At 37.4% G+C, this 19,672-nt stretch carries 22 protein-coding genes; 15 read left to right on the top strand and 7 right to left on the bottom strand.

Features of this window, described 5'->3' with window-relative positions:
• The first annotated feature begins 1 nt into the window (after window position 1).
• Together EV282_RS11115 and EV282_RS11110 are read left to right on the top strand one after the other, a co-directional pair.
• Window positions 2-907: an RluA family pseudouridine synthase gene (locus EV282_RS11115; protein ID WP_130296962.1), complete on the top strand. Its 906-nt coding sequence runs from the start codon at window positions 2-4 to the stop codon at window positions 905-907.
• A 70-nt stretch (window positions 908-977) separates the two neighbouring features.
• The gene (locus EV282_RS11110; RefSeq protein ID WP_165389424.1) at window positions 978-1,760 is read left to right on the top strand and encodes a sulfotransferase family 2 domain-containing protein; all 783 of its coding nucleotides are present in this window, start codon (window positions 978-980) and stop codon (window positions 1,758-1,760) included.
• Window positions 1,761-1,804: 44 nt separating this feature from the next.
• Here the strand turns inward: EV282_RS11110 and prpE are convergent, their stop codons facing one another.
• Both prpE and EV282_RS11100 read right to left on the bottom strand, forming a co-directional pair.
• Window positions 1,805-2,545, bottom strand: a complete 741-nt coding sequence (gene prpE, locus EV282_RS11105) for a bis(5'-nucleosyl)-tetraphosphatase PrpE (RefSeq protein WP_130295876.1) — start codon at window positions 2,543-2,545, stop codon at window positions 1,805-1,807.
• A gap of 65 nt (window positions 2,546-2,610) precedes the next feature.
• Window positions 2,611-3,768 carry an FtsW/RodA/SpoVE family cell cycle protein gene (locus EV282_RS11100; RefSeq protein WP_130295875.1) on the bottom strand — a complete coding sequence of 386 codons (1,158 nt, stop codon included), beginning with the start codon at window positions 3,766-3,768 and terminating at the stop codon, window positions 2,611-2,613.
• 152 nt (window positions 3,769-3,920) lie between these two features.
• On the opposite strand from EV282_RS11100, the gene EV282_RS11095 reads away from it, so the two are divergent.
• From EV282_RS11095 to fabI, 3 genes are all read left to right on the top strand, one after another.
• Window positions 3,921-5,765 carry a monovalent cation:proton antiporter family protein gene (locus EV282_RS11095; RefSeq protein WP_130295874.1) on the top strand — a complete coding sequence of 615 codons (1,845 nt, stop codon included), beginning with the start codon at window positions 3,921-3,923 and terminating at the stop codon, window positions 5,763-5,765.
• Between the two features lie 86 nt (window positions 5,766-5,851).
• Window positions 5,852-5,998: a hypothetical protein gene (locus EV282_RS20230; RefSeq protein ID WP_165389301.1), complete on the top strand. Its 147-nt coding sequence runs from the start codon at window positions 5,852-5,854 to the stop codon at window positions 5,996-5,998.
• Between the two features lie 107 nt (window positions 5,999-6,105).
• Window positions 6,106-6,885 carry an enoyl-ACP reductase FabI gene (gene fabI / locus EV282_RS11090; RefSeq protein ID WP_130295873.1) on the top strand — a complete coding sequence of 260 codons (780 nt, stop codon included), beginning with the start codon at window positions 6,106-6,108 and terminating at the stop codon, window positions 6,883-6,885.
• A gap of 116 nt (window positions 6,886-7,001) precedes the next feature.
• Here fabI and EV282_RS11085 read toward each other — a convergent pair whose 3' ends face one another.
• On the bottom strand, window positions 7,002-7,295 hold the full coding sequence (locus tag EV282_RS11085) for a hypothetical protein (protein ID WP_130295872.1): 294 nt from the start codon (window positions 7,293-7,295) through the stop codon (window positions 7,002-7,004).
• Window positions 7,296-7,627: 332 nt separating this feature from the next.
• Here EV282_RS11085 and EV282_RS11080 point away from each other — a divergent pair, with 332 nt between their 5' ends.
• From EV282_RS11080 to EV282_RS11070, 3 genes are read left to right on the top strand one after another with little or no spacing between them, the layout of a single operon-like run.
• Window positions 7,628-7,861 (top strand): hypothetical protein, encoded by a 234-nt coding sequence (locus EV282_RS11080; RefSeq protein WP_130295871.1) that lies wholly within the window; start codon window positions 7,628-7,630, stop codon window positions 7,859-7,861.
• A gap of 56 nt (window positions 7,862-7,917) precedes the next feature.
• Complete coding sequence (locus EV282_RS11075; protein WP_130295870.1) at window positions 7,918-8,835, top strand: glycosyltransferase; 918 nt, start codon at window positions 7,918-7,920, stop codon at window positions 8,833-8,835.
• A 17-nt stretch (window positions 8,836-8,852) separates the two neighbouring features.
• Window positions 8,853-9,572, top strand: coding sequence for a glycosyltransferase family 2 protein (locus EV282_RS11070; protein WP_165389423.1), 720 nt, complete (start codon window positions 8,853-8,855; stop codon window positions 9,570-9,572).
• A gap of 38 nt (window positions 9,573-9,610) precedes the next feature.
• On the opposite strand, the gene EV282_RS11065 is transcribed toward EV282_RS11070, so the two are convergent.
• Window positions 9,611-10,672, bottom strand: a complete 1,062-nt coding sequence (locus EV282_RS11065; protein WP_130295868.1) for a glycosyltransferase family 4 protein — start codon at window positions 10,670-10,672, stop codon at window positions 9,611-9,613.
• A gap of 173 nt (window positions 10,673-10,845) precedes the next feature.
• Between EV282_RS11065 and wecB the strand changes: the two genes are divergently transcribed.
• From wecB to EV282_RS11040, 5 genes are read left to right on the top strand one after another with little or no spacing between them, the layout of a single operon-like run.
• Window positions 10,846-11,940 carry a non-hydrolyzing UDP-N-acetylglucosamine 2-epimerase gene (gene wecB / locus EV282_RS11060; protein ID WP_130295867.1) on the top strand — a complete coding sequence of 365 codons (1,095 nt, stop codon included), beginning with the start codon at window positions 10,846-10,848 and terminating at the stop codon, window positions 11,938-11,940.
• The gene (locus EV282_RS11055) at window positions 11,930-12,916 is read left to right on the top strand and encodes a polysaccharide biosynthesis protein (protein ID WP_264191083.1); all 987 of its coding nucleotides are present in this window, start codon (window positions 11,930-11,932) and stop codon (window positions 12,914-12,916) included. Before wecB ends, EV282_RS11055 begins: the two co-directional genes overlap by 11 nt.
• A gap of 5 nt (window positions 12,917-12,921) precedes the next feature.
• Window positions 12,922-13,728: an SDR family oxidoreductase gene (locus EV282_RS11050; RefSeq protein ID WP_319005289.1), complete on the top strand. Its 807-nt coding sequence runs from the start codon at window positions 12,922-12,924 to the stop codon at window positions 13,726-13,728.
• Window positions 13,725-14,594, top strand: a complete 870-nt coding sequence (locus tag EV282_RS11045) for an NAD-dependent epimerase/dehydratase family protein (RefSeq protein WP_130295864.1) — start codon at window positions 13,725-13,727, stop codon at window positions 14,592-14,594. The genes EV282_RS11050 and EV282_RS11045 overlap by 4 nt, the downstream gene beginning before the upstream one ends.
• A gap of 39 nt (window positions 14,595-14,633) precedes the next feature.
• The gene (locus tag EV282_RS11040) at window positions 14,634-15,062 is read left to right on the top strand and encodes a hypothetical protein (protein ID WP_130295863.1); all 429 of its coding nucleotides are present in this window, start codon (window positions 14,634-14,636) and stop codon (window positions 15,060-15,062) included.
• A gap of 44 nt (window positions 15,063-15,106) precedes the next feature.
• On the opposite strand, the gene EV282_RS11035 is transcribed toward EV282_RS11040, so the two are convergent.
• A complete protein-coding gene (locus tag EV282_RS11035; protein WP_130295862.1) occupies window positions 15,107-16,432 on the bottom strand; it encodes a glycosyltransferase family 2 protein in 1,326 nt (441 codons plus the stop codon).
• A 221-nt stretch (window positions 16,433-16,653) separates the two neighbouring features.
• Here EV282_RS11035 and sat point away from each other — a divergent pair, with 221 nt between their 5' ends.
• Window positions 16,654-17,781 carry a sulfate adenylyltransferase gene (gene sat, locus EV282_RS11030; RefSeq protein WP_130295861.1) on the top strand — a complete coding sequence of 376 codons (1,128 nt, stop codon included), beginning with the start codon at window positions 16,654-16,656 and terminating at the stop codon, window positions 17,779-17,781.
• Between the two features lie 24 nt (window positions 17,782-17,805).
• A complete protein-coding gene (cysC, locus tag EV282_RS11025) occupies window positions 17,806-18,411 on the top strand; it encodes an adenylyl-sulfate kinase (protein WP_130295860.1) in 606 nt (201 codons plus the stop codon).
• Window positions 18,412-18,452: 41 nt separating this feature from the next.
• Here the strand turns inward: cysC and EV282_RS20225 are convergent, their stop codons facing one another.
• Window positions 18,453-18,602 carry a hypothetical protein gene (locus tag EV282_RS20225; RefSeq protein ID WP_165389422.1) on the bottom strand — a complete coding sequence of 50 codons (150 nt, stop codon included), beginning with the start codon at window positions 18,600-18,602 and terminating at the stop codon, window positions 18,453-18,455.
• A gap of 70 nt (window positions 18,603-18,672) precedes the next feature.
• Entirely contained in the window at window positions 18,673-19,626 is a 954-nt protein-coding gene (locus EV282_RS11020; RefSeq protein WP_130295859.1) for a hypothetical protein, read from the bottom strand.
• Window positions 19,627-19,672 lie beyond the last annotated feature (46 nt).

The raw sequence follows: 19,672 nt of genomic DNA, 5'->3' as shown, positions 1-19,672 counted from the left end.
CATGAATAATTTCTTTGAAATTTCATGGGTTGTAACTGAAGCTGAGGCACCTGTCTTATTGAGAGAGTTTTTGAAGACTAAACAAATATCTAAAGCAGCGCTGACCGATATTAAGTTTCACGGCGGCGCTCTTTTTGTGAACGAAAAAGAAGTGACGGTAAGGACCTCTCTGTCAAAAGGAGATATCGTGAAAGTTCACTTCCCGCCCGAGAAACAAAGTGAATCGATGGAAGCTGAAAATATAACACTTGATATCGTGTATGAAGATGAGCATTTTCTTGCAGTAAATAAGCCACCTGCAATGCATACTATTCCATCACTATATCAGCCGAAAGGGTCGCTTGCAGCAGGGGTTTTGTTTTATTATCAGCAACATGCTATTCCTGGAACTTTTCATGCTGTTAACAGGCTGGACAAAGATACATCGGGGATCGTGCTAGTTGCTAAACACCGGTTTGCCCATTCATTAATGTCCAAACAGCAGAGAGAGAAGACAATCCAACGGGAATATATTGCATTCGTTCACGGGAAATTGAAGCAAAATTTTGGGACGATAACCAGTCCGATCGGAAGAAATCCAGATAGTATTATTGAGCGTATGGTGAGAGAAGATGGGCAGCCATCCATTACTCATTTTGAAAAAATAAATGATCTTTCTGATCTTGATATTTCAGTCGTCCGACTGAAGCTTGAAACAGGAAGAACACATCAGATCAGAGTGCATATGGCCTCCATTGGTCACCCGTTAATTGGGGACGACCTATATGGGGGGAGCCGAGACATCATTAAACGGCAAGCGCTTCATAGCGAGACCGCAAGATTCATTCATCCATTCAGTGATGAAGAGGTAATAATAAAAGTTGATTTGCCTGAGGATATGAAGAAGATAGCTAATCGCATAAATTAATTTTTTGCTCAAAGATACAAGCAAAACAAGCCCTCATTTCATTTACTAATAGTGAATGGGGGTGAAAACCATGTCTGATTTACAAAAGAAAAAAGAAGAGACCATCACAGGTCTGATTGCTATACCACTTCCATTGTTTAATAAGGAGTTTCCGATCATATTTTTTTGGAACCCAAAGTGTGGATGTACAACTTTGGTGAAATGGTTTTACTTTCAAATCGGAATCTTAGAGCAAGCCAATCAATATTCGGAATGGATTCATACTTTTAGAGAGAAGGTCTATGAACAGCAGCCGAATCTCAAGCTCAATCTAAAAAATGAATTACTGAATCTAAAAAAAGATACTTATAAAGTAATTAGAAATCCATATAAAAGGGCTGTGAGTTCATATATTGCAGCACTAGCAATGCCTGAAGTGATGATACAGATTGCACCAGATGTTAAAGAAGGTTTTTCCTTTAGGCAATTCTTATACAGGCTCGTAGAGATTGGTGTGAAACGGGAAGTCGTCAATTCTCATGTTGCTCAGCAGTATGTAGATGGAGAAGAGCTTTTTGTTCAAAACTATATCAACCTCGAAAACCTCAATTCGGAGTTGAGAAAGATTGAAAGGAAATATAAGCTATTGCAGTCCCCGTTAGATGTTCTGACTCAATCACAGCACCATGTTGCTCAAAAAATGAATACTACTGTAAAAGAATCGGTTACTGATGTGAATTTATATTCATTCATTCGAAACAGTACACTGCCGCCTTATCAAAATTTCTATGATGCTGAAACAAAAAGGATAGTGTTCGAACTATATGAACAAGATTTTATCATGCTAGGCTTTGATCCTGATCAGTTACTATAAATAAAAGGAGTGTAGTTTCATTAAAACTGGCACTCCTTTTATTTTTAATCATCAAATGAACGAAATTTTTCAGGAATAAAAGGCATGGTGGAAGGTACACTGACCGCTTCCATCTCGGGGTATTTTAGCGCGCTCAGCTTTCCACCAAATACACATCCCGTATCGATGTTCCATGTGTTCTTAATATGGCGTACGTTTTCAACAGGAGTATGACCATAAACAATGGTCAGATCACCATGGTGTTCCTTCGCCCAATCTCTCCTCACGGGTGTTCCATCTGGATTGGTTTCACCCGTAATATCTCCATACAAGACAAATGTTTTTACTTTTTTGCTCGTCTGTCCTACATAATCAGCACGAATACCAGCATGAGCCACGACCAAATTACCCTCATCAAGCTCTAAATAAAGAGGAGCATTTTCGTAAAGGGTGCAAAAACGATCACTGACTTTTTTACGCTTCTCCTCATCAAGAGCTTCTAGTTCAGCAACAGTGGTTTCTAAACCATGCTTTACCTGTACATTCCTTCCTATTAAATATCGGTATAGTTTATTGCAATGATTGCCTGGTGTGTAAAGTGCTAAATTTTGATCTACTAAGTCAAAGACATGTTCCATCACAATTATGGATTCAGGACCCCTGTCAGTTAGATCTCCCAAGAAAACGAGTTTTCTGTTCTCTTTGTGTTTAGGCAATCCATCAGTCCAGTCATAGCCTAGTGCTTCTGTAAGCTCCCGGTATTCAGTAAAACAGCCATGGATGTCGCCGATAATATCGCATTTCATTTTTTCACCTCATTCTATCTTAGGATACTTCAATGACATAAGAAAAACACCTGAAGAATCAGGTGTTATTCAAACATATATTTGGTTGTTCTCGATCTTACGTTTAATACCAGTCCAAAAGCGATCATATACGCTAGTATCGAGCTGCCTCCATAACTGATGAATGGAAGCGGAATACCAGTGATCGGCATAACTTGTATGTTCATACCGATGTTTTGGAACACTTGGAATGTAAGCATTCCAATTACTCCAGCACATAGATAGCTGCCGAAAGCTTCGTTGCTCTCAAGTGCTGTGTTAATCATTCTGTATACCATTAGGAAGAATAATGAGATCACGATACTCGTTCCTAAAAATCCAAATTCCTCACCAATAATCGAGAAAATAAAATCAGTCTGTGCTTCAGGGAGATAAACAGAACCTTCCGTAAAGCCTTTTCCGAAAAGCATACCGCTGCCAATTGCTAGAAGTGCGTTACGAGTATGGTATCCAGCATCTTTATGTTCATAAGGCTCCAGCCAAGCATAAAAGCGGTTCAGCTGATATTGATCAAGGATATGATCCACGAAAAACTGTGGGAAGGTAAAATATATCCAAACTAGGATTGATATGAACAGAATAAAGGAAAGAATAAGGAATAGAATAATTCTCCATCTCACACCCGATACAAGTAATAGGCTGCCTGTAATCGCCATAAAGACGAGACTTGTGCCTAGGTCGGGCTGCATGAGAACCAAAAGGGTAGGTAAGCCGGCAATTAGGGCTATTTTCCCAAGTAATAAAAGGTCTTCATGCATGGTACGGATAATATACTTTTCATTATGTGTAGCTATTGTATTTGCAATAGCAATAACAAGTGAAACTTTTACAAGTTCTGACGGCTGCAAGGCAAAAGGTCCAAATCTGTACCAGCTCTGTGCACCGTTAATGTTAGGAACAATGCTTTCAGGTGCTGCAAGTATACCTAAGAGCAAAAGAATTCCAAGACCGTATAAGTACCAAGATAGCTTTCTGAACTGATCGAAATCTAATACCATTACTCCTACAACAGCGATACCGCCAATGAAGTACCAAACGAGCTGTTTAATAACAAAGTTACTACCGTATTGATCCATCATCTGAGCACTGTAGATGGCAATACAGCTTGTAATGACCATGAGGAACAAAATGAACAAAAGATTGTAATCAAGCTGCTGCCATGGAGATTTATGGTTATTCTGCATGTGGAATCGACTCCTTAAAGTAAAACAATAACATGTATTATCTTACCTAAAAACACAAGCTTTGCAAATCATTTTGAGCACAATCGTTTGACTTTTCTTTTTGAGGTTTAATATAGTAAACCAATAATAATTATGGAATATACGGAGGTCCTATGGAAGAACATGCTTCTTTTACTTCATTAGTATTAGTTATTCTTACTGCATTTTTTATTCCAATCTTGCTCAGCAAATTCAAATTGCGCGTTATTCCTGTTGTGGTAGCGGAAATCATTGCAGGAATCATCCTTGGTAAAAGCGGCTTTGATATCGTCCATCCTGACGCTTGGCTCGAGATTCTATCAGTCCTTGGCTTTATCTTTTTAATGTTTTTAAGCGGTCTTGAGATTGATTTTAGTATATTTGCTGGCGGTAATAACCAAAAGAAAAATAAAGAAGAGAGAAAAGAACCAAATCGTATTTTTGTTTCATCGGTAATCTTTTTGTTTATTCTTATCCTTTCGTACGGATTATCCCTATTGTTTGTCTGGGGAGGATTTGCGGAAAGTGCATTCTTTATGACTCTTGTTATTTCTACCATCTCCTTAGGTGTTGTGGTACCAACTCTAAAAGAAGAAAAACTGTCTAAAACGACGATCGGACAGATCATCTTATTAGTCGCTGTTATTGCGGATCTTGTTACAATGATTTTGCTCGCTCTGTTTGTTTCCATGCAATCTGGAGATCCAAGCAGAATGTGGCTGTTGCTCATTCTATTTGCAGCAGGTATTATTTTATACTTTGTCGGAAAACAGATGAGGCATCGATCATTTCTTGAGACGATGTCTAAAGGAACTATCCAGCTTGATACAAGGGCAGTATTTACTCTGATTATCGTATTAGTTGGATTGTCCGAAACAGTAGGCGCAGAGAATATCCTAGGCGCGTTCTTAGCCGGGGTACTTGTTTCTCTTCTATCACCTAATAAGCATCTTGTGCACAAGCTAGATTCATTTGGTTATGGTTTCTTAATTCCTATCTTTTTCGTAATGGTAGGAGTAGAGCTAGATATCCGTTCTATTTTTTCAGATCCCAAGGCACTGGCATTAATACCTTTACTGCTTGTTGCTTTATTAATTTCTAAGTTCCTACCGATTCTGTACTTGAGAAAATGGTATGACTGGAAAACAGTAACAGCAGCCGGGTTTTTATTGACATCTACGTTGTCACTCGTTATCGCAGCAGCAAAAATTGGTGAACGTATTAAGATTATAGATGCGAGAACATCATCTGCACTTATCCTAACGGCAGTAATTAGTGCAATTATCACACCGATATTCTTTAAAAAGTTCTTCCCTAGAAAAGAAGAAGGAGAAACAGTCAAAGAACAGCTTGTTATTGTTGGAGCTAATCAATTTACTCTACCTATAACGTCAGAGCTCGACACAACAAGATTTGAACAAAGAATCTATCACATAAAACAAGAAGAAAAAGACCAAAAGCAATTAGAAAGTTTCAATATAAAAGAACTTGAAAATTATGAAGGTAATACACTAAAGGAAGCAGATGTATTTAACACAGACGTTATCATTTGTGCAACAGGTCAGGATGAAACGAATGAAAAGCTTTCTTTATTAGCAAAAGAAGAAGGAGTAAAAAGAATTATTGCTCGAATAGAAGATCCATCAAAACGTGATGGGCTTAAAGACAAAGGAATAGAAGTTTACTCTGTTTATTTCTCTTCTCAAGTTTTATTAAAAGCTTTGATCGAGAATCCTGCTGTAGTGGATATTCTCACGACTCAAGATAACAGCTTGAATCAAATTATCGTGAGAAACAGTTCGTACCACCGAACAGCGTTAAGAAATTTTCCATTCTTGGGTGACAGTATTATCGTGAGGATCTATAGAGGAAAAGAATCCATCAATCCTCACGGTGACACAGAAATCATGCTGGGAGATAAGATGGTTGTTACAGGAAGCAAAGAACAAGTTCAACAGATGAGAGAGATTCTTTCCTAAAAAAAGTGCTGGTTGAAGCCAGCGCTTTTTATTTTTTGTAAAAATGGAGCATGCTAGTAATAAAACAATAGAAAGGTGAAATGATTATGATTCCAATAGTTTATTGCCCGAATTGTGAGGCGCAGCATAATCTTAATGATGAAATCCTCATTGCCCAATCAAACCAGAATGTCATTTACCGCTGTCATGCGTGCGGTTTTGAAGTGAAAAATATTGAGACAAGCAAAGGTTAACTAGTGAATTATCCTTTTTTATCTGTTATACTAATTAGGACTTGGTACTAATAACAAATACTAATTATAATTTTATGAAAAAATAGACCATGGGGAGGAGATTTTTTATGTATCAACTATCATTACAAGATAAAACATTTGTGGTTATGGGTGTTGCAAACAAAAGAAGCATTGCCTGGGGAATCGCACAATCTCTATCAAAAGCGGGAGCTCGACTTGTATTTACATACGCTGGTGAAAGACTTGAAAAGAACGTACGGGATCTTGCGGAATCACTTGAAAGAAACGATTCAATCGTTTTACCATGCGACATCACAAATGATGAAGAAATTAAAAAGACTTTCGCTGCATTAAAAGAAGAAGTTGGAGTAATTCACGGATTAGCTCACTGTATTGCATTTGCAAATACTGAAGAACTAAAAGGCGAATACCTAAACACTACGCGTGAAGGGTTCCTTCTGGCTCATAATATCTCTTCTTACTCACTGACTGCAGTTGTTAAAGAAGCTCGTCCATTAATGACGGAAGGCGGAAGCGTCGTAACACTTACTTACCTTGGTGGTGAAAGAGTCGTATCCAACTACAATGTGATGGGTGTTGCGAAAGCTTCTCTTGATGCTAGCGTAAAATATCTGGCTTCAGATGTAGGTAAAGATGGAATTCGAGTGAACGCGATCTCGGCAGGTCCAATCAGAACATTAGCTGCAAAAGGAATCGGTGACTTCAACTCTGTATTAAAAGAGATCGAAGAAAGATCACCGCTTCGAAAAGCGAACACACAAGAAGAAGTAGGCGATGCTGCACTATTCTTGATGAGCGACTTGGCTCGAGGAATCACAGGCGAGATTCTTCACGTAGACAGCGGATATAATACGATTGCACGCTAGTAAAAATAAATAGACTAAACCCCGAATACTCTCAATGGGATTCGGGGTTTTTTCGTGTCTCGGACTGTATCCTTTTCTCATCAGTCCTGTTTTTTATTGAGGCAGTACCTTACTTATTAGTCAAGTACAGAAGTAGGTGCAGAGCCTCCGCCATTTTGCGGAATACAGATAATTCCGCATAGGCAACGGCAGTCAATAACCATTGTGCGCGTTTCGCTTCCACTTCTGAAGCTGAACACAGCGCAACAAGTTTCTGGGTCAAAACTTACTAATGTGAAATCTGTTCCAGGGCCTCCGCCACCAGTTACACGCAATGTTTCACTAGACCCTTTAGGTACTAATTGAACCACTTGTTGCTGACCCATTGTACAGAAGTTTCCGTTCATTCTAGCATTAGCAAGCTGATTCAATAGTTCACAAACACAGCCACCGCACTTAGATTTAGTTGTGCCAGCTGTATTGCCATTGCCACAACATGAGTTATTATTTAATAAACCCAATGTATTTCCTCCTTTGAAATAGATACATGTACCTGATTTCTCTCAGTTATCAGGTTAATATACTATATGGATGTTTGTACGAATTGGAAATAGGATAATAAACCATTTTTGTCTTAAATGGGCCGATGTTGGTATAGTACATTTTTAAAAAGTAAGACGTTTGTCCAAACCAATACAACTGAACGGAATATATTAAAGTAGGGCTTATCCATTGCCCAATGTTTTAAGGGAGTGTTTTATTTATGTCAGTGAATTTCGGTCCATTCCGTGATTTGTTTGTAAATTGCTTTAGAGAACAAACTGTTATTGCAGAAGTATTTCTACAGAACTCTAACCAACCAGCTGGTACACCAGATTTAACAGGTGTCAGAGTATATGAAGTTGGTGGAGACTTTGTAGTATTTTCTCAGGCTGGGTCCGCCGGCTCTGGTCTATATGTCGTAAATCTAGACAGAATTTTATTAGTAGAACTTTAAAAAGATGGATAACTCCATGCGTAAGCATGGAGTTATTTAAATAGAAGGAGAGAGAAATGAAAAGAATTAATCTTCTCTTTATTACAAAAGATCGATCACAGCAGTTGGAAAGAAGCAGCTATTACCTTGAAAGAGAGCTTGCTAAACTTACAAATCTAGTGATTTGGAACAGGGATGGTTACATTTTGGATATTATAAATCAATTGCCTGTTAACCCTGATTTCATTCTGTTAAACGACTATAAACCAGAATACAGACCGTATATTAGAGGTTTACAAGATCTGCAAATACCACATGGCACATTAATGCATGACTTGCATTATAAACTATCAAAAAGAAACCACTTAATTCATTTAGAAAAACCAGCTTTAATTTTTTGCCACTATCGAGAAGCATTTAAAAAGTGGCTACCTGATCATATTCATCGGTTCGTTTGGTTTCCTCACCATGTCCCAACTGATATATTTTTTAACTTTCAAACTCCTAAGGATATTCCTCTTTTAATGATCGGAGCGACATATCCCCACATTTATCCTTTTAGACATAAGATAGCACAGCATTATACTAGAGATCATCGTTTTGTCCAAAGATCGCATCCTGGATATGGAGTGGTAAAGAAAGGACTTACTGGTGAAAGGTATGCAAAAGAAATCAGCAGAGCTAAGATTTTTCTAACATGTGATTCTGTTCATCATTTTCCGTTACTTAAATATTTTGAAGTACTTGCTTGCGGAACGCTTCTTGCAGCTTCAGGCTCACAAGAGTTAATTGATTTAGGATTTGTTGATGGTAAAACGTTTGTAGTCATAGATGATATGAATTTCCCAGAAAAAGTGGAGTATTATTTACAGAATGAAGAACTGCGAAACCAGATTGTATCCAATGGGTTAACGTTGATCCAACAAAGACATACAACTGAAGTAAGAGCCATAGAAATGGTAAACACAATTCAAAGATTCTTGCAGAGTCATTAGTAAGGAGGTTTTTTCCATTGGAAAAGGTTTCAATTATCATTCCTTTTTTTAATTGTTCCTATATTGGGCTTGCTATTGAAAGTGCTTTGAATCAAACCTATCAAAATATTGAAGTGATCGTAGTTGATGATGGTTCAACTTTATACAACGAAAAAGTAACACCTTATTTATCAAGAATAAAGTACATTAGAAAAAGTAATGGAGGAACAGCGTCAGCTTTAAATTTTGGTATTGAAAATGCAACAGGGGACTATTTTGCATGGTTAAGTTCAGATGATCTATTCCACCCTTTTAAAATTGAAAAACAGCTACACTATATGAAAACTGTAAATGCTCAAGCTAGTTATTCTAATTTCTATCTCATCAATGAACACGGTAAAATTGTTTCCTCACCACAAGGTATGGAGTTTCCGAACCAAGTTCAATTTCTAAAAAGGATGAGGAGAGGCTGTGTGATCAATGGGTGTACGGTCATGCTCAGTATGAACCTTTGTAAGGAGATAGGTTTGTTTGATGAAACATTGCTATTTACGCAAGACTATGATTATTGGTTAAGAATTCTTCCGAAATTCAGATTTTATTATTATTCAGAGCCACTTGTACAATACAGGGTTCATAGTAAGATGGGAACTAAGCAGCATAGGCTGCAGGCTCGGAAGGAATTACTATCAACCACTCAGCGGCACACCCACATAATGAATGAACTAATAAAACGTACTATTCAAAAGGGAATATAAGTGCAAAGAAAAAGCCTCTTAATGAAAAGTGGCTTTTTTTACTTTAATAATTTCATAAATTCAAGTGCATACGTATCTAATTCAAATAATGTAAGGTGGTTTGATGCATTTTGGATAATTGAGTTTCGCAGTACAGTATGATCTGTCAGTTCAATTGCTTGTTTAACAGCAGAACCAATATTCCCGTTTTCATAAAATTTTCCTGTTATATTATGCCGTATAAATGCTTTTACTCCGTCGGAATCAGAAGTGAGCACAGGACATCTGCAACTCATCGCTTCTATGACAGCATACCCAAAACCTTCGACTTTTGAAGTAGAAAGCAGGAACCCTCCGCTGTCTCCTATCATTGAGAAATATTCTGCCATTTTTTTATGGGGGATGTTAGCATGGACTACGATAGAATCTGATAATTTATAGCGCTTCAATAAGTTCTGAAATCGTATCTTTTCATTTTGATTGCCAAGTGTGTCATCAATGAACATCCAAAATTTTGTGTTTGGCTTTGCTTTAATATACCGTATGGCAAATAAAAGAAAGTCGTCCCAATTTTTATTTAGTTCTAATCTTCCAACCCAGCCAATTACGGGGTATGGCACCTTTTGTGTTAATCGATAGCTAAATTCATTCGTATCAAAGCAGTTATGAAAGCAGAATTTTGGATGCGTAGGATAATGAGCTTCGATCAAACTAATTAAATGAGGTGTTTGGGGATAAAGAATACCATTTGCATAATTCATTACAAAGGGTTTTGCCTGTGTCAGAATTTTTTCAGCGGACTTATAACTACCCAAGCCTTGTACTTCAAAGAACAATTTGCCCTTGTAACCTAAATTCCGTATTCTTTGAAGCATCTGCATATCAGAACTGACAAAAATGGCATCAAAATGGTGATCTTTTAATACTTTCTTAATTTCACTATTATTATTCGTGATATAAGTAGGAATTTGTGAAATGTTCTGCAGTCCAGTTCCGTCCTGCATATATAAAAGGTGGCACTCTATACCATGCTTTGCGAGTGCTTTGCAGCGCTGACGGTTTAGTGTTTCCATGCCTCCGCTAGGCAAATAAAAAACAAATAGAATCTTGGCTTTAGACATACGATAGCTCCTTTAAAACACTTATAAGCTATAGTATGAAGCTTGTTCAAAAAAGTTCGGGATTTCATTTCCCGCCTTTTTTTTTATGAACAGGGTAGGGGTCTAGTCCACTTTAGGTTAAAATTCATAGTTTAATATAAAGTCTTAATGTTTATTAAGAAAGGAGAGTTTCATTGAAAATAGTAACGATCCTTGGAACAAGACCAGAAATTATCAGGTTAAGCTTAATTATAAAAAAACTTGATCGACTAGCTGACAAACATATTTTGGTTCATACTGGCCAGAATTTTACCCATTCATTAAATGATGTGTTCTTCCAAGAATTCAATCTTAGACAGCCTGACTATATTTTAATGAGACAGGAATTTTCTTTCGGAAATCAGATCGCTCATTTGTTTTCAGAACTTGAAAAGATACTGATTCATGAGAAGCCGGATAAGGTTCTTGTCTTAGGTGACACCAATAGTGCGTTATCCTCGATTGTTGCTGAACGTCTAAATATACCTGTCGTTCACATGGAAGCAGGAAATCGATGCTATGATCTTTCTGTCCCAGAAGAAAAGAACAGAAAAGTCATCGATGCTATATCGACATTTAACCTGCCGTACACGAAATACAGTCGCGAGAATTTAATAAAAGAAGGCGTTCCTGTAAATAGAATCATGGTATCTGGTAATCCAATTTATGAAGTTTTAACTCAATTCAAAGAATCAATCGAAAATAGTGACATTTTAAAAAAACTTAAAGTATCAGCACGAAAATACATGCTTGTTACTGCACATCGTGCGGAGAATGTAGACAATCCTAAACACTTAAAAGAAATTTTAACAGGACTGAATCTAGTCGCTGAATTTTTCCAAATGCCTGTAATATGTTCCATTCATCCAAGAACAAAATCAAAAATATTAGAAACGAACAAGCTGGAGATGCATCCATTCGTGCAGTTTCATGAACCGTTTGGATTTTTCGACTTCGTTAATCTTGAAAAGAATGCTTATTGTGTACTTACTGATAGCGGGACAGTTCAAGAAGAATGCTGTTTGTTTCAAGTACCAACTGTTACCATGCGCAATAGTACCGAGCGACCGGAAACTGTTGAATGTGGTAGCAACTGCGTATCTGGTGTTTCAGCACAGCAGATCTTATCTTCAGTTAAAGTGATGACCTGTGAAGACAAGCATTGGTCAATTCCTGAGGGATATGGTGATCTGGATGTTTCAGATCGCGTAGTAAAGTTTATTTTAGGAGGAAATAGTATTGTTAAATAAAAGAATATTAATTACGGGAGGCACAGGCTCTTGGGGTCATGAACTCGTAAAGCAGCTGCTGCCAAAGGGACCAAAAGAAATTATCATTTTATCCCGTAATGAAGCTAGCCAGGTTGCCATGCAGAGACAATTTGATTACAATCCAAAACTGACATTTATGATCGGAGATATTAGAGACAAAGATTCTCTTATGAGAGCTAGTGAAGGGGTGGATTACATTTACCACCTTGCTGCTTTAAAGCATGTTCCAATCTGTGAATTGCAGCCATATGAAGCTTTGAAGAGCAATATTCAAGGTACTCAGAACGTTATAGAAACGGCAATCCATCATAAAGTAACAAAAGTAATTTATATATCAACAGACAAAGCTGCTAACCCTTCTAATCTATACGGAATGACAAAAGCGATCGGTGAGAAATTAATCATCCACGCAAATCTTCTTAGCAAACATACACGGTTTGTTTGTGTAAGGGGAGGTAATGTATTAGGAACCAACGGCAGTGTTATACACGTATTCAAAAGCCAGATTGAAAAGAAAGGACAAGTTGGTATTACGGATTTTGAAATGACAAGATTCTTTTTAACACTTGAAGAAGCGATTAGTTTATTATTTAAAGCTACTTTTGAAAGTGTTGGAGGCGAGATTTTCGTCATGAAGATGCCAACATGCAAGATTACCGATCTGGCGCAGGTTCTAATCGATGCTTCTGGGAAAAAAGGCATAACAATGGTGGAACTTGGGAAACGTCCGGGCGAGAAGCTTCACGAGATCCTTCTCTCCGAATATGAGAGTGCTACAACGGTGTACTATGATAATGAATACTTTGTTATTTTGCCCACAATTGATATAGAAGGGCTGAACCAGCATTATTCCGCTTACGAAAAAGTAGAATTAGAGAGTTATAGCTCTGAAAAAGACCTAATGACAAAAGAAGAAATCTATACAATGTTAACTGAAGGCGGTTTTCTGTCTTGAAGATCATGATTACAGGGGCAAATGGAATGGCGGGGCATATGATTGCCTCCTATTTCAAAAAAAATTCAGCATATGAACTGATATTAACATCTAGAGATGGAACGGCTGGCCACATTATGCTGGATGCAACGGATTTAGATCAAATTAGGGAAGTGGTTCAAAACCACAAACCTAATATCATTATCAATTGTATAGGACTCTTAAATGAATATGCAGCGATTCATCAACGTGAAGCCATTCTTGTAAATAGCCTTCTTCCTCATGAATTAGCTAAACATTTAAACGAATACGGAGGAAAATTGATTCATATTAGTACGGATTGTGTCTTTAGCGGACATGAAGGAAATTATAATGAAGAATCTATTCCAGATGGTTTGTCGATGTATGCCAAAACAAAACAGCTTGGTGAAATGAAAAAGGATCCACATTTGACAATAAGAACTTCTATTATTGGTCCAGAATTAAAGGACGGTATCGGATTGTTTCATTGGTTCATCAACCAAAAAGGGATTTTAAAAGGCTTTACCCATGTGAAATGGAATGGAGTAACTACATTAGAGCTCGCTAAATTTATTCATCATGCTATTGAAAATCCGCTCACTGGCTTGTACCACTTAACGGCTCCTGAAATTGTCTCCAAATATGAACTGCTCACCCTGATCAAACGCATTTTTCAAAAAGATAATGTTGATATTATTCCTCATACAGAGCCTCGAATAGACCGTACTCTTTTTAACTCCAGGCAAGACTATCTCTACAAAGTTTCTCCTTATGAAAAACAGCTTCAAGAATTAAAAGACTGGTTGTCATGAAAACGATCCTCATTACAGGTGCAGCAGGTTTTACAGGTTTGCATGCTTGTCATTATTTTTCTGAAGCAGGATATCGGGTTATAGGTATTTCAAGAAATACGGCTAAGCATTTGAAATGGGAATTGGAGACATGTGATCTCTTAAATAAATTTCAAATTTTAAATGTTATGAAGAAATATAAACCTGATTATTGTTTGCATTTGGCAGGAGTAAATTCAGTCGCCCAATCATGGGATGATCCGTTAAATACTATTGAGATTAATGTAATAGGAACACTATACCTTCTTGAAGCTATCCGCGTGGTAAAGCCAGATTGCAAAACGCTAATAGCCGGTTCTGCACTTTCGGGAATAAATCATCCTTACGCAGTAAGTAAACAAATTCAGCAAAACCTTTCTTTAAATTGGTGCTATTTGTTTAAACTTCCTGTAATAGTAGTCAAACCATGTAACTTAATAGGACCAGGTCCTTCATCTGGATTCGTATCTGTGTTAGCAAAACGAATTGCATTGATGGAAAAAGAAAAAAAGACAGAATCTATCGCGATTAGTCACTTTGATAATGCAAGGGAATTTTTAGATGTTCGGGATGCCGTTTCTGCTTATGAGATTTTATTAAATAAAGGATCAGTTAACACTACCTACGAAATTGGATCGGGGCAATGGAGTTTATTATCCGATATCACAGCAATTTTTCAATCTTTGACTCAATTAGATCTAACTTTTACGTCGACAAACTCTTTCCCAGATAATCCGCCAGATTTAATGAATAATGAAAAGATTAAGGAATTAGATTGGCAGAACTTTTTTTCTTTGAAGGAATCAATTGCTCACACCCTTACCTATTACAGAACATTAAAAGATTAAAAAAAGTGCGCTTTTAATCTTTTGAAGGGAGGTGAGAAGATGGCAAAGTTTTTAGATTTAAGAACAAGTCAAAATGCAAGTTATGCTAACTCTATTTCTGTACCTATTCTTGTAATCAATGAACCTCAGCTTATTGGCCGTATTGGATTAGCTACCCAAAATGCAGGGAGTAATATTCGTGTGGAATTGCAAGGGACAGTTTCTCTGCAGTTGCCTTTATTACCAGTCGCTACCACTGTAAATATCACAATTGTTAGAGGAACAAGCCCTAATTCACCAATGATCTATTCTGCAATTCAATCTATGAATATAAGCGTTGTTGGCCCTCAAGTATTTACAATAAATGCATTGGATTTTAATCCAGCAGCTGCTGTACAACTCACATATTCAATGTATGTATCTGTAACTGCTCTTGGTGTTACTCGGGTAGGACCAGAAAGTTTTTCAGGTATAGCAGTATGCGATTAAAAAAGAAAAGAGCGTCTCCGGAGTGGGGGACGCTCTTTTTTATATTATATACGTTTATGATACAGAGCCATGTTCATCCAATGTGTGTTGTTATTTTTTCGATTTAATTGAAAAAAATGATTTTCTACTAAAGAATCAACAGCGTTGCTGAGATCCTTCTTTAAAGAAGATATTCGATATAGGACAGCATATGGCAGATTTGATTCATTTGATGTCGATGAGGTATAAGACTGACCGGTTATGATGGGTCCAGGAACAAGTCTGCCACGGCGATTATACCAAATCTTATGATTGGACAATAACAATTCTGTATTTAAAGGTAAGGAGTTCATTTTTTGAACCATTAAACGAAGCGCTTCTGGGTCCAGCCAATCCTCGCCTGTCATAAACAGAACATATTCTCCTGTACAGTATTGAAGTGCGATTTCTAAGGATTTTGTTTTCCCTCGATGTTGAAGGAGAAGGGGAACCAATCGGGAGTCATGTGTGGAATGAATAGCATCTGGTGAATGGTCTGTTGACCCGTCATCTATCACGATGAGCTGGAAATCACGATAGGTTTGCTGCTGTAAAGTCTGAATAGCATATTTAATCGTATTTACATGATTGTGGGAATACAAAATAACACTTACTTTTGGCAGGTTTCCAATCTGCTTTCTAACATCGATACTGCTTGCCATACTTTCCATTGTCAGTTGTTCTGGTGGAATATTCGTTGTAAGTGCATACTTGCCGTTAAATCGATATTCCATAATGTACTCTCGCAATAAGAAAAAATCACCGTGTTGCAGCAAGCGAATCCAAAAGTCGTGGTCTTGTACGTTCGGAAACTTATCACGATAGCCTCCAGCTTTGTTGAATGCTTCTCTTTTAAAGAGAAACGAACAGCCGATGAAACAGTTTTGAAAGATTTCCTCTTTTGGTCTCGTCATAAAATATTCTACATATTCATACCAGGCTTTCGTATAGGTGATCGGCTTCCCGTTTTCATCGATACGTCTATAAAAGGAATAGACTAATACCGTTTCTGGTGTTGTTTGATCCATCGTTGCAACAAGTCGCTCCAAGAAGTTTGGATCATGTCTGTTATCACTCGATATCCATGTTAAATATGGACAGTCATGCAAAAGCTTAAACCCTTCATTTAATGTTGGTGAAATACCTCTATTTTCTTTACGGTCAATAATTTGATAGGGAATCGTTAATCGTTTACTTGCTTCTTTTATCGCACTTACAGTTTCATCATTCGGACCATCAAGTACGATCACAAGTTTATAGTCACGAAAAGTTTGTTTTTCCATTGATTCGATACATTCAAAAATATACTCCCTTTCCTGGTGATACACAGGGAGAACAACGCCTACTTTCACTAAGTTTCCTCCTAATTTGAACTGCTCTATGAATACTCATAGCGCGTTACAAACATTTTATTCGTACAACAATTAAATGGACATGGTTATTCTGGTAATTAATTTCGATGAAGAGGAGAGGAGTCTATTATTCAGAAATATGCTCACGGTTTCTAGTAGGAGAACATAAAATAGTTAATAGTTAGCATAAAGCTAACTCACAAATTTTCGAGGTGGTAACTATGACCATACTTCCTCATGGCGGAAGTCTAGTAAACAGGTATATTCCTCTGGAAAATTACCAGTTTAACGCACGGATTGATTTGGATCCTGTTTCGTTATCTGACCTGGAATGTTTGGCGATCGGGGCATTTAGTCCTCTTGATTCTTTTATGGATCAAGCCGATTATTTATCAGTCCTTCACCATATGCGTTTAAGCAATGGCCTGCCTTGGTCTCTGCCTATTACTTTGCCAGTTTCAGACGAAATAGCGAAAAAGCTAAAGAACAGTCAAGAAGCTGCTCTTTGTTATCATGAAAAACTATATGGAAAAATTGAAATAAAAGAAATATATAAACCAGACCTTGCGTTGGAAGCCAAACTGGTTTATAGAACAGAAGATGATTCGCATCCTGGAGTAAAGAGGTTAAAAGAGAGAGGGAGCTGGTATGTAGCAGGACGCATTACAATGTTCGAGCTGCCTGACAGAACAGTGGATTCTCAATACTATTTAAGTCCTGAGATGACAAGACAATTTTTTCGATTGAAAAGATGGGACAAGGTCGTTGCTTTTCAGACACGAAATCCTATTCACAGAGCTCATGAATATCTTCAGAAAACAGCATTAGAAAATGTGGACGGTCTCTTTTTGCAACCGCTTGTTGGCCAAACAAAACAGGATGATATTCCTGCTATCGTGAGAATGAAATCTTATGAGGTTTTATTGGATAAATATTACCCAAAAGACCGCGTTGTTTTAGGAGTATTTCCAGGATCGATGAGATATGCAGGTCCGCGTGAAGCGATCTTTCACGCGCTGGTCAGGAAAAATTATGGCTGTACCCACATTATTATCGGTCGTGATCATGCAGGTGTGGGCAATTACTATGGGCCGTACGATGCTCATGAAATTTTTAGTCATTTTGAAGAAAATGAGATTGGGATTATACCGTTATTTTTTGAGAATAGCTTTTATTGCTCTAAATGTGGTTCAATGGCAACAGTGAAAACATGTCCTCACGATGAAAAAGACAGGCTTATCTTATCAGGAACAAAAGTCAGGGAGAAGCTGCGCAATCATGATCCCATTCCAGGTAATTTCAGCAGACCTGAAGTTATTTCTGTGTTACGGGATTATTTTGCAGATTAGCTAAGGATAGGAAGTAACGAAATTATGAATCAGCAACAGAAGAATATAAAATGGCACGGAACACGTGTAACAAAAGACATGAAGAAAAATCTTCATGGACATAAAAGTTTTGTCCTTTGGTTCACTGGATTATCCGGATCTGGCAAATCTACTATAGCCTCTGAAGTTGAACATATTTTATTTCAAAGAGGTTTGTCTACGGTTTTACTTGATGGCGATAATGTAAGACATGGCTTGAATCGAGATCTTATGTTTTCAGAAGAGGGCCGCAAAGAAAATATAAGAAGATTGGGAGAAGTAGCCAAGCTTTTTGTGGATAATGGGGTAATTGTTCTAGTAGCAGCCATATCTCCAATTGAAGAAGACCGTCAGGCGGTAAGAAAGATGCTGGGCAAGGATGAATTTATAGAGATCTATGTAGACTGCAGTCTTAATGTATGTGAGAACAGAGACCCAAAAGGGCTATACAAGAAAGTTAGAAATGGACTGATCTCAAATTTCACAGGCATATCGAATCCTTATGAAATACCAAGAAATTCGGAGATTGTTCTCAGTACTGAAATGAAAAATATTGAAGAATGCACAAATGATGTTATCGAATATTTAACTTCAAATCAATATATCTATTAATATAGAAAGCTGCCACCAGATAAATTTGGTGACAGCTTCTTTTATTTTGCTTTATTCGGTTTCCAAGTTACCTTGCCGCAAGAACCGCAGCCCTTTTTAACAGGGGGCTGAATAAGATTATTCTTTCCGGCATTTTTTGCTTTGTTTGCTTTGATTTCAGAATATAACTTCTGAAGATCATCCTTATTCACTTTCCATCTCTCCTCTGTCTAAATATCCTGGATGCTTTGTTATTATATTCTCTTTTACGGTTGCGGTGTTTTATTTTGGCTTAAATGGACGTATGACGTTTTTTCCTTTTTCACTATTATTGTGGGGTTTAAATGGTTGTATAGGATGTTCTTTTTTTGCAACGGATTTAAAAGGATTAATGGGCTGTGCGTTTCTTGAAGTGAGCTGTCCGTGATCATAGGTTTTTGGCACTTGTCTTGTAATGAGAGATCCTGAAGAAGAAAATGGACGGATCGGGGGAACCGTAATTTTGGGTCTGTCTAGACTTTTTACAGCAGGCAATGTATTAGATTCTGCATAAAAATGTTCATCTTTAGCTTTTTTGCTCTGCTGTGTATCCTGCTTTTCGACTATCTTCTCTGAAAGATCAGGAGTTAGTTTTTTAATATTGTGAGGCATTTGTACAGCTGCAAAACTGGGATTTATATGACTCAATACTTTATCCGCACACGATAAGAATGTTGATTCTGATATGGAGGTTAACGATTCAAAAGAAAAACGCAAGAAGGATTGTATGACTAAATAGCTGATCCATTCTGTAACTTTTTCCTCGAAAGCGGGCTGTACTGCTAAGAATAGTGGGCCATCTTTGCGTTTTAGAGTAATCCCTTTATGGATGCCTGATTGTACCGGTAAACAGAAAGAAGTAGCAGGATTTAAGTAATAGAGCTGTTTATCTGGTGTATTTAAAGCTAACGGCATAGGGTGGGCGGCATGGTAATCCACATATAAACGCTGATCGCATTTTACATAATCCTCTGTTGTAATACTTATCCCCGTATGCATTAAAAGTTGAACCAGCTCTTTAACTTTTTGCTGTGATAGACCTTGAATTCCTAACATAAAAGTGGAGAGAGCACCTGTTATTGTTTCTTCGTCATCAGAGATCTGAAGTCCCCAATAAGGTAATAAAAGGCAAAGAGATTCGTATTCTATTGCTGTCAGATCACATACTTTATTATTGTTATACCAAACCGATCTCATAAATGATCCTCCTTGAATTCTTTACTATAAAAATAGGCTTTCGTTC

Origin of the sequence: Fictibacillus sp. BK138 (assembly GCF_004216955.1) — a bacterium.
Taxonomy (GTDB): Bacteria; Bacillota; Bacilli; order Bacillales; family Fictibacillaceae; genus Fictibacillus.
Note: the sequence above shows the minus strand (reverse complement) of the source record. Positions and strands in the feature narration are given on the sequence as shown.